The organism is Haladaptatus sp. W1 (assembly GCF_001723155.1).
Classification (GTDB): Archaea; Halobacteriota; Halobacteria; order Halobacteriales; family Haladaptataceae; genus Haladaptatus; species Haladaptatus paucihalophilus.
In genome coordinates this window covers 1-10,245 of the sequence record NZ_MEIH01000107.1, presented here as the reverse complement: position 1 = coordinate 10,245, position 10,245 = coordinate 1, and the positions used below count along the sequence as shown (strand labels likewise).

7 protein-coding genes and 4 pseudogenes are annotated in these 10,245 nt (G+C 62.0%); 8 read left to right on the top strand and 3 right to left on the bottom strand.

Going from position 1 to position 10,245, the window contains the following annotated elements; genetic code table 11:
• Positions 1-53 precede the first annotated feature (53 nt).
• The 3 genes and pseudogenes from BG842_RS06090 to BG842_RS06080 form a co-directional block, all read right to left on the bottom strand.
• Positions 54-1,250, bottom strand: coding sequence for a hypothetical protein (locus tag BG842_RS06090; RefSeq protein WP_069450084.1), 1,197 nt, complete (start codon positions 1,248-1,250; stop codon positions 54-56).
• Between the two features lie 218 nt (positions 1,251-1,468).
• A pseudogene (locus tag BG842_RS31150) lies at positions 1,469-1,645 on the bottom strand (nitrite reductase, copper-containing); the annotation flags it as partial.
• A 266-nt stretch (positions 1,646-1,911) separates the two neighbouring features.
• Positions 1,912-2,565 carry a helix-turn-helix domain-containing protein gene (locus BG842_RS06080; protein WP_069450082.1) on the bottom strand — a complete coding sequence of 218 codons (654 nt, stop codon included), beginning with the start codon at positions 2,563-2,565 and terminating at the stop codon, positions 1,912-1,914.
• A 281-nt stretch (positions 2,566-2,846) separates the two neighbouring features.
• Between BG842_RS06080 and BG842_RS06075 the strand changes: the two genes are divergently transcribed.
• From BG842_RS06075 to BG842_RS31140, 8 genes and pseudogenes are all read left to right on the top strand, one after another.
• Complete coding sequence (locus BG842_RS06075) at positions 2,847-3,422, top strand: hypothetical protein (protein ID WP_069450081.1); 576 nt, start codon at positions 2,847-2,849, stop codon at positions 3,420-3,422.
• 1 nt (position 3,423) lies between these two features.
• A complete protein-coding gene (locus BG842_RS06070; RefSeq protein WP_069450080.1) occupies positions 3,424-4,062 on the top strand; it encodes a Rieske 2Fe-2S domain-containing protein in 639 nt (212 codons plus the stop codon).
• Positions 4,062-5,434, top strand: a pseudogene (locus BG842_RS06065) (cytochrome bc complex cytochrome b subunit). Before BG842_RS06070 ends, BG842_RS06065 begins: the two are co-directional and overlap by 1 nt.
• Positions 5,431-5,619 (top strand): hypothetical protein, encoded by a 189-nt coding sequence (locus tag BG842_RS06060; RefSeq protein WP_069450079.1) that lies wholly within the window; start codon positions 5,431-5,433, stop codon positions 5,617-5,619. Before BG842_RS06065 ends, BG842_RS06060 begins: the two are co-directional and overlap by 4 nt.
• Positions 5,616-8,486 carry a molybdopterin-dependent oxidoreductase gene (locus BG842_RS06055; RefSeq protein ID WP_069450078.1) on the top strand — a complete coding sequence of 957 codons (2,871 nt, stop codon included), beginning with the start codon at positions 5,616-5,618 and terminating at the stop codon, positions 8,484-8,486. The genes BG842_RS06060 and BG842_RS06055 overlap by 4 nt, the downstream gene beginning before the upstream one ends.
• Entirely contained in the window at positions 8,483-9,583 is a 1,101-nt protein-coding gene (locus BG842_RS06050) for a 4Fe-4S dicluster domain-containing protein (protein ID WP_069450077.1), read from the top strand. Before BG842_RS06055 ends, BG842_RS06050 begins: the two co-directional genes overlap by 4 nt.
• Positions 9,576-9,896, top strand: a pseudogene (locus BG842_RS31145) (ethylbenzene dehydrogenase-related protein); the annotation flags it as partial. The gene BG842_RS06050 and the pseudogene BG842_RS31145, both read left to right, overlap by 8 nt.
• Positions 9,897-9,976: 80 nt before the next feature.
• A pseudogene (locus tag BG842_RS31140) lies at positions 9,977-10,105 on the top strand (DUF1028 domain-containing protein); the annotation flags it as partial.
• Between the last annotated feature and the right edge of the window lie 140 nt (positions 10,106-10,245).

Here is a 10,245-nt window from a genome sequence, read left to right as displayed (position 1 = left end):
TCGCGGTCCCGGTCTATCGGCCTGTACCCGAAGATGTTCGCTCGCCACTCATGCTACCCCGACCGTCGCGACCCGATTTCCACGAGCAATCGCGTGAGGAGGAACGCGTAGCCAAGTGTGCCGAGCAGCGAGACGACGTTCCCGGCGACGACAACCGGCGCGCCCCCGACGCCAAGTCCGACGACTTCGATGGCGAGACCCCCTGCGAGGGCCGCGACGACGACGCCCGCGCTCTGTTCGCTCGCACCCAGAAACCGGCCTGCCGAAGGCGGGTAAAACTGGAAGACGAGTCCGACGATGGTCAGACCGAGGAAGCCGAGGAGATTCAACTCGCGATGCGCGGCCAGCAACGCCGCCGATGCGCCGTCGAACGCGAACGAGAGGCCGAGCGCGACAGCGATGGCGCCGGCGAGGCTCCCGGCGAGGACGCCGTACAGGCCGACGCGACGACGGTCGGAGCGCACGAAACAGATGACGGTGAGCGTCGCGAACCCGACCATCGCCGTCGCTTCCGCGACTGCGCCGACGCGGAACCAGAAGCCACCCCAGAGGTTGGTCGCAAGGAGGATAGGAGCGAGTGCTCCCGTCGGGAGGACGACAAAAATGAACGGAGTCGGCGGGCGCACGTCGAAGAACCGGGGGAGCAGCCGCGACCCCAGCGCAAAGACGAGGACACCCGCTGCACCTGCTCCCAAGAGGTGAGAGAGCCGAGGCAGGTAGCCGTCCGTCAGTGCGGGCAGCGTGGTCGTTCGGGCGAGCAGTTCGTACGACCCGAGAGCGAGATACGCGAACGAAACGGGCGGGAACAGGTTTGCGAACCGGTCCGCTCGTTCGTACCCCAATCGTATCGACCCGGTTCCCGTCTCCCTGCCGAACGGGTTTCCGCGAACCGACCAGCCGAGACCACCCAGAAAGATGACGACGCCGAGCGACCACGCGACCGCCCCGAATAGGGAGACGAGCGGCGGCACCGACGCCGCCGAACCCAGCGTCAGCAGGACGGTGCCGAGCGACGACAGCGCGAAGTGAACCGGCATGGCGCGTGGCACGGCGAACACGCGCTCGAAGTACGACGGGATGAGGAGGTACGCTTTTCCGAATATGATGTGGAAGACGAACCCGAACAGGGCGAGCGTCATCGCCGCTTGGTGGGCAATCCCGACGAGTTCGCCGACACGCCACGCGACGAAAAAGAAGGCGCTGGCGATGACGAAGCGTCGAGACCATCGACTCGTCGTTCCGCGATTCATGTCGGCTTCGACGTGCTGAACGACCGTCGAACTATCGATTCGGCGAAAGAATCGTCCCGTCGCCCCGCTCTCTCGAGACGACGGTCGCTACGACCGACCGACGTGACCGCGATAAACGCGTCGTCCATGTCGTCGACGACGAACCCGGAGTGGGTGGGCATTCCCCCGAACGTGTTCGTCATGAATGACAGAGAAGCAGTGTTCGGCGCGGGTCGCGACTATATCGGGTCGGGGTTGAACACGTCGGGATTGGCTGGCCCGTCGGCGTGGATGACCGCCATACATCCCTTTCGTGCCACCCGACTCAGCGAGTGGTCGACTGGTTTGAAATCGCCCGGCACCGAGAAGATCATCGTAGTGATGGCGGTGCTTCCAGGGACGACCGGCGTCGTCTGGCGCCGCCTCCAGTTGCAGGCACCCGACTGGGAACACCGAGACGAACACCATCACCGCGAGGACCTCTATCCGATACTCCGCGACCGAGCCTACGAATACGCGACCGTCGAGACCGAGGACGGGACCGCGACGGCAATCTGGCGACCCGACCAGTCGTGAACGGACGCGGCATCTCGAGCGGCCAATCCTCCGTGTCGCTCGCCTCACGATAGCGACTGACCGGCAAGAATCGAATTCGTCCTCAATTGCGCCGACGAGGCCGTCCTCACCCGTTGTCCAGCAACTGCTCGAGGAGTTTCGATTGGACGGCCGAGAGATGCTCGACGAGCGTCGGCGTACTGATGCCGAGTTCCCCGGCGACGTCGCCAGCGTTCGCTCGTTTCGGATGTTCGAAATAGCCCATCTCGTGGGAGGTTTGCAACACCTCGTACTGTCGGTCGGTGAACTCGCTCTCATCGACGAACGAGAACGACGCGGAACAGTTTTCGGACGTCGTTCGCGCGAGTTGCTGGACCGCAACGGAGCTGTATCTCGATTTGAGCTCCTCGATAATCGATTGGAGCGTCGACACGTCTGAGCAGATGAACGACAGCATCACTCGTCCCCGGTCGGCGCGCGTCTCACGAATCGGGCACCCGTATCGCTCCACGTGGTCACACGGACAGTCGTCGTCGGAGTCGAGGGCGAACCGGTAGATCGTCTCGGTATCGTATTCGAAGACGGCAGTCATTTCGTCACCCCCGGTTTCGCCGGGGTCATCCAATCCCTGTTTCGCCGTGAATTCGACCGTCGTGTCGTCGGTATCGGTGGTGGTGGTGCTCCGCGTGACCGAAGTAACTTCCGAACACTCGCTGATTGTAGTGACCGGACAGGCGGTCGAATCACCGACACAGAGCTTGACGCGTATCCCTCCGGACATACTACCATCTCTCGTTGCCCGGTGAATAACGTTACCTCCACTTCTTACTTCCCGAGAACAAGGTCGGTGGGGTTCGCAGTCCCCTTATAAACGCCCATAATTTTTTGGGTGTGATATCTACCGACTGGGGACGAAGGTTTCGAGTTGTGAGGTTCCCGTCGGCCGCAACGGATTGCTGACGTCGAAATCGTGCGACGGGCAGCTGAAAATCGTCGCCTATGCGGTGTCGGATGGAGAACCTATCGGCGAATGAACAAAAACGACATGCATATTATAGGTTAATGAAACGACAACTACTCGTCATTTTACTCCTCCTAGCGGCGATGTTACTACCGATGTGGTACATCGCACTCCACGGCGAACCGCCGGCGGAGGAGATAGAGATCGACCAGAGCGTTACCGAGATTCGACCGCTCGCCGGAATTGTCGATACGCCGAACAAACTCTCCCCGAGTCAAGTCGGGGTCATCGTCTGGGTGGCGCTGTTCGGTCTCGTCGGCGTGTTGACCGCGACGCATCGGTTCATGAACGACGCGGTTCGACCGGACGACCACCGTGAGGCGGCCGTGACGGACGGCGGGACGGTCGGACTTCCATGGTTTCAGACAGATTCTCGGTGGGTCGTGGAGTATCACGACGCGTCGGACGCAATCGAGGGAATCGTCGTGATGGGTGCGTTGACCGTCTTGGCGATTACGTTTGCCATGCTCTTTACCGGCGAGTACCTCACGCTGGCCCGCACACAGTACTTCGGGACGTACGCCGCAGGCATGTTCCTCTCGCTCGCGGGGTTGACCGTCGCGTACTACGCGTGGTTCATGCCTCACGTCGAAGTCGCAGAACGGAGGGGGCACTGACATGGACGGTTCGCGAGACGACTGTTCGGCCTGTGACTGCCATGAGAACGACGGTAGCGAGCGCCCGAGCATCTTCTCGGACACGCGAGCGGAACTCGTCCGTCGCGATTACGCGAAAATACTCGCGACGATTGGTGGGTTCACCGCGATGGGAAGTCTGGCCGCACCCCTCGCCGGGTTGACGAAGGTGTTCGAACGAAAGTACACCGGCCCGATCTACTCCGACGGGGTCGCACTCATCGACGAAGCGGGCGAGTACGTCTCCGAAAATCGGCTCAAAAACGGCGATTTCATGACCGTATTCCCCGAGCCACGACCCGGAATCGAGAAGGCACCGACCTTGCTCGTTCGATATCCGGAGAAGCAGTACGGCGGCGACACGAAAAAAGAGTTTACAGTGAGCGGGTACGCCGCGTTTTCGAAGGTGTGCACGCACGCTGGCTGTATGGTATCTGAACACCAAGGCGACGCAGTCGTCTGTCCGTGTCACTTCGGCAAGTTCGACCTCAAAGGCGGTGCGAAGGTCGTCGGTGGGCCACCACCCCGACCGCTTCCGCAACTCCCACTGACGCTGTCGAGTGACGGGAATCTCATCGCGACCGGCGACTTCATCGAACCGGTCGGACCGGGGGGAGAGTGATGGGTCGCGTCGACGACGTGTACGACTGGTTCGACTCACGGTTCGACCTCGGCCCTGCCCAATCGTTCATGGGAAAGGCGTTCCCGGCGGAGGACTCGTTTCTCCTCGGCGAGGTCGCACTGTTCTGTTTCTTGGTCTTGGTGCTGACCGGCACGTTCTCGGGTTCTTCTTCGAACCGAGCACGAGCGACGTCGTCTACGAGGGGAGCGTCAAACTGTATCAGGGACAGGAACTCCCCGAGTCGTTCGTGAGCGTGTTACACATCACATACGACGTGCCGTTTGGCATGCTGTTGCGGCGGATGCATCACTGGGCAGCACACCTGTTCATCGCCTCGATGTCGCTCCACATGCTGCGCGTCTTTTTCACCGGCGCGTACCGCAACCCGCGAGAGCCGAACTGGGTCGTCGGAACCGGCCTCGCGCTGACCTCGATGTTCGCCGCCTACACCGGCTATGCGCTTCCGTTCGACGAGTTCGCCAGCACCGCGACCGGCATCGGCTACAATCTGGCGCTGTCAGTTCCCATCGTCGGCGAGACGATGGCGAAACTCGTCTTCGGCGGGCAGTTCCCATCGAGTGCGACGATTCCACGGTTCTTCTTCCTGCACGTCTTTATCCTGCCGGCCGTCATCGCGGGATTAATCGCGGTTCACATGGCCATCCTCGTCCGACAGAAACACACCGAACGAACGCGCGAGTCGGACGTTCCTGGCCCCGAGCAAGTGGCGAAAGACGACGACAGCGTCGTCGTCGGACTTCCGGCGTTCCCGAATCAGGCCGCCGTGAGCGTGGTCGTGTTCTTCTTGACGTTCGCCACGCTGTCTCTGCTCGCCGGGTTTCTGCCGGTTCACAACATCGCGGAGTACGGCCCGAACAATCCCGCTTCGACCCCCGGCCTCATCATGCCCGATTGGTTCCTGATGTGGCTTTACGGCTTCCTGAAGGTGATTCCCGGCTGGCTCGGATTTACCGTTTTCGGCATCCACGTCAACACGGAGTTCATCGGCGGCATCTTCCTCCCTGGACTGGTGTTCGCGGCCGTCTTCCTCTGGCCGTTCATCGACCGCCAGGAGGAACCGACACATTTCACGGCGAACCCCCTCGACCGCCCGTGGCAGACTGCGGTCGGCATCACCGGCGTGGTGTTCATCATGATAGCGTCGATTGCCGGGATGAACAACATCCTCGCCGACATCGTCGGCACGACGACGGATGCGACGACGACAGGCCTCCTTCTCGCCATGGTCGTCGGACCGCTTGTCGCCGGTGGCATCACCTACGCGACGCTCGGCGGCTTCTCCGACGGCGATGGCGGTCAGCCTGACCGGCGGTCGGAGACGGAGTCGAAGGCTGGCGGTGAGCGCGAATGAGCGGGTTGTCGATCACGCTCTCAGAACGGCAGTATCGCCGAATCGACCAGCTAACCAAACTACTCGGCGTCGTGCTCGTGGCAGTTGGCCTCGAACTGGGCGGGAGCACGTTCGCTGGCATCGCTTTCGGCGCGCTCGGCGTCTGTATCGCACTGCTGACTGTCTTCATGGACTACGAACAATGAGCGGAGAAAACGATATCACACGGGAGCAACGTTCGACGGACAAGGGCGACGGAAGCGTCGCCCGTCGCGATTTCTTGAAAGGAGTCGGATTGGCGACGGCGACTGGCGCAACCGGGGTGGGACTCGCCGACGACTTCCTCAGCATGGACGGTCTGGAGGTCGTTGACGACCCCACCGGCGCGTATCCGTACCGCGATTGGGAAGACCTCTACCGCGAGAAGTGGGACTGGGATTCGACCGCCCGGAGCACGCACAGCGTGAACTGTACCGGCAGTTGCTCGTGGGAGGTGTTCGTCCGAAACGGGCAGGTCTGGCGAGAAGAGCAGGCGGGCGACTACCCGCGGTTCGACGAGTCGCTTCCCGACCCCAACCCACGCGGTTGTCAGAAAGGGGCGTGTTACTCGGATTACGTGAACGCGGAACAGCGCATCAAATACCCACTCAAGCGCGTCGGCGCTCGTGGCGAAGGAAAATGGAAACGCATCTCGTGGGACGACGCCCTGACCGAAATCGCGGAGAAGGTCATCGAGGAGGTGCAGGCCGGAAACTACGACGCAATCAGTGGATTCACGCCGATTCCGGCAATGAGTCCCGTCTCCTTCGCTAGCGGCTCACGACTCATCAACTTGCTCGGCGGTGTGAGTCATTCATTTTATGACTGGTACTCGGACTTGCCACCGGGCCAACCCCTGACGTGGGGGGTGCAGACGGATAACGCCGAGAGCGCCGACTGGTACAACGCCGATTACATCATCGCGTGGGGGTCGAACGTCAACGTCACCCGTATCCCCGACGCGAAGTACTTCCTCGAAGCCGCCTACGAGGGGACGAAGCGCGTCGGCGTCTTCACCGACTACTCGCAGACGGCCATCCACTGTGACGACTGGCTCGCCCCGGAACCGGGGACGGACACGGCGCTGGCGCTCGGGATGGCGCGAACCATCGTGGACGAAGGACTGTACGACCAAGCCCACCTGAAAGAACAGACCGACATGCCGCTTCTCGTTCGCGAGGACACGGGGAAGTTCCTCCGAGCGTCCGACGTCGGAACCGGCAACGAGAAGGAGTTCCTCATGCAGGACGCGAGCGGAAGCCTGCAGAAAGCGCCGGGGTCGCTCGGCAATCGGGCCGGCGAGTACGACCCGGATTCGAGCATCGAACTCGACTTCGACCCGCAACTTGACGTCGACAGAACGGTGTCGACCCCCGACGGCGACGTGCGAGTGCGGACGGTGTGGCTCCGACTCCGCGACGAACTCTCGACGTACACGCCGGAGTTCGTCAGCGAGGAGACGGGCGTCGGCGAGGAGACCCACCAAGCGGTCGCCCGCGAGTTCGCGGAGGTCGAGCGTGCGAAAATCATCCACGGCAAGGGGGTGAACGACTGGTATCATAACGACCTCGGCAATCGCGCCATCCAACTTCTCGTCACGCTGACGGGGAACCTCGGCAGACAGGGAACCGGCCTCGACCACTACGTCGGCCAGGAGAAAATCTGGACCGTCCACGGCTGGAAGACGCTGTCGTTCCCGACCGGAAAGGTACGCGGCGTCCCGACGACGCTGTGGACGTACTATCACGCAGGCATCCTGGACAACACCGACGAGGAGACGGCGAGTCGCATCAGGGAGGCCATCGATAAGGAGTGGATGCCACTCTATCCCGAGGAGCGAGCGGACGGCAGTCGCCCGGACCCGAGCACGATGTTCATCTGGCGAGGGAACTACTTCAATCAGGCGAAGGGGAACGTCGCAGTCGAGGAGAACCTCTGGCCGAAACTCGACCTCGTCGTCGACATCAACTTCCGGATGGATTCAAGCGCGCTGTACAGCGACATCGTCCTCCCGACGGCGAGCCACTACGAGAAGTACGACCTCTCGATGACGGACATGCACAGCTACGTGCATCCGTTCACGCCCGCGGTCGAACCGCTCGGCGAGGCCAAATCCGACTGGCAGATATTCCGCGAACTCGCCCAGAAGATACAGGAACTCGCCACGAAACGCGGAATCGAACCGGTGGCCGACCGGTCGTTCGACCGCCAGATCGACCTCCAGTCCGTTCACGATGACTACGTCAGAGACTGGCCAAACGACGAGGCGGGCGCGCTCCACAAGGACAAAGCCGCCTGTGAGTACATCCTCGAACACTCGGAGGAGACGAACCCTGATGGCAGCGACGAACGGATAACGTTCGACGGCATCGACGACCAGCCAAAGCGGTTCCTGACCGCCGGTGACCACTGGACGTCCGACGTCGAGGAGGGCGAGGCTTACACCCCGTGGAAACGGTTCGTGCAGGGCAAAGAGCCGTGGCCGACGTTCACGGGTCGCCAACAGTATTACATCGACCACGACTGGTTCCTCGATCTCGGCGAACAACTGCCGACGCACAAACGCCCGGAGAACGAACAGGACCGCGAAAAGTACCCCTTGCGATACAACACGCCCCACGGTCGCTGGTCGATTCACTCGACGTGGCGCGACGTGGAGAAACTGCTTCGACTCCAGCGGGGCGAACCGACGCTGTATCTCAACCCGGACGACGCGAAAGAGCGGGGCATCGAGGACGGTGACACCGTGAAGGTGTACAACGAACTCGATTCGGTCGAGATCCAGGCGAAAATCTACCCGAGCGGGGAGCCGGGAACTGCCCGAATGTACTTCGCGTGGGAGAAGTTCCAGTTCCCCGGTCGGAGCAACTTCAACTCGCTCGTTCCGATGTACATGAAACCGACACAACTCGTCAGATACCCGGAGGACAGCGGCGAACACCTACATTTCTTCCCGAACTACTGGGGCCCGACCGGGGTGAACAGCGACGTTCGCGTCGAAGTCGAGAAAATTTCAGGGGGTGATAGCGGATGAGCTCCGACGGAGCCACCCCGCCGGACGGTGCGGACGACCACCACGTCCATCTCGCAGACGGCATCGACCACCAGGTAGCGATGGTGATGGACCTGAACAAATGCATCGGCTGTCAAACGTGCACCGTCGCCTGCAAGACGAACTGGACGGAGGGTGGCGGACGCGACTACATGTACTGGAACAACGTCGAGACGAAACCCGGCAAGGGCTACCCGAAGAACTGGGAGCAGAAGGGTGGCGGGTTCGAATCACGCGAACAAGCCCACGACGAAGCGCATGGGAAGTACAACGGCGGCGACCTCCCCGCACAGGAGGAGTACGGCCGAGCCTGGGAGTTCAATCACAACGCGGTGATGTTCGAGGGGAGCGACGAACCGCTTCGCCCCAAAGGGAACGACCCCGAGTGGGGGCCGAACTGGGACGAAGACCAGGGCGCGGGCGAGTTCCCCAACTCCTACTACTTCTACCTGCCGCGCATCTGCAACCACTGCACGCATCCTTCCTGTGTGGAGGCGTGTCCACGGAAAGCAATCTACAAGCGACAGGAGGACGGCATCGTCCTCATCGACCAGGAACGATGCCGGGGATACCGGTACTGCGTCGAGGGCTGTCCGTACAAGAAAGTGTACTACAACGCGGCGACGAAGACATCCGAGAAGTGCATCTTCTGTTACCCACGCATCAAGGGTGACGGCCCCGACGACGAGGTTCGGCCACCCTCCTGTGCGGCCGACTGTCCGCCACAGCTCCGACTTGTCGGCTTCCTCGACGACCAGCAAGGACCGATTCACAAGTTGGTAAACGAGTGGGGCGTCGCGCTCCGTCTCCACCCTGAATACCGCACCGAACCGAACGTCTACTACATCCCGCCGTTCGCGCCACCGCAACACTCCGAGGACGGCGAGAGCGTCGACGCCGACCGCATCCCCCGCGACTATCTGGAGGAGCTGTTCGGTGACCGCGTCCACGAGGCCCTCGACACCATCGAGAAGGAGCGCGACAAAGTTCGCCGTGGCGGGTCGAGCGAGCTCATGGATATGCTGACCTCGAAGAACCCGGCCAAACAGTATCGGTTGGAGGTGTTCGACAATGCATAATCGCGCCGCCACCGCGGTCGGCGTGCTCGCCGTGGGGTTGCTACTCGTCTCGGCGACGGTGCCGACGCTCATTCAGGGGCGGCCTGCGAACCAGATTCCGGTATCGACGGTGGACGACCGCTCGCTCTCGAACCCGACCGCCAACGAGTGGGACGACATACCACAGGTGTCGGTCCCGCTGTCGAACGCGCCGAGTTCGGTTCCGAACGCGAACGACACGAGCGTCGAAGAGGTGCACGTGCAATCCGCACGCACGGACGCAAAGCTGTATCTCCGACTGACGTGGACCGACGGGACGAACGACTCCGACGCAGGAGGACCACGCAGATTCGCGGACGCTGCGGCCATCCAGTTTCCCGTCAACACCACCGAGCGCCCGGCCATCTCGATGGCAACGACTTGCGCGTGGACGCGACCGAGACGCCGATTCTGGATTTGCGGGAGGCCTACGAACTTGCTGGAGACGGCTTCGCCGCGGCCGTCGAACGCTACGAAGCGGCGCGGGACGAAGCCGACTCGTAATTCGACTTCGAACCGGCGGTCGGTTCGGCGTCGGTTCGGCTGTCGAATCGTCGGTATCCGCCCCGTGTCGGTTCAAACGGGTGGGTTTATGCACGAGACGAACGCACGTCGGATTATGGAAGTCAAGTCTCGCCATCATC

Coding starts and splice junctions, on each gene's coding strand:
- BG842_RS06090 (WP_069450084.1), bottom strand. CDS start 1,250: ATGAATCGCGGAACGACGAGTCGATGGTCTCGACGCTTCGTCATCGCC.
- BG842_RS06080 (WP_069450082.1), bottom strand. CDS start 2,565: ATGTCCGGAGGGATACGCGTCAAGCTCTGTGTCGGTGATTCGACCGCC.
- BG842_RS06075 (WP_069450081.1), top strand. CDS start 2,847: ATGAAACGACAACTACTCGTCATTTTACTCCTCCTAGCGGCGATGTTA.
- BG842_RS06070 (WP_069450080.1), top strand. CDS start 3,424: ATGGACGGTTCGCGAGACGACTGTTCGGCCTGTGACTGCCATGAGAAC.
- BG842_RS06060 (WP_069450079.1), top strand. CDS start 5,431: ATGAGCGGGTTGTCGATCACGCTCTCAGAACGGCAGTATCGCCGAATC.
- BG842_RS06055 (WP_069450078.1), top strand. CDS start 5,616: ATGAGCGGAGAAAACGATATCACACGGGAGCAACGTTCGACGGACAAG.
- BG842_RS06050 (WP_069450077.1), top strand. CDS start 8,483: ATGAGCTCCGACGGAGCCACCCCGCCGGACGGTGCGGACGACCACCAC.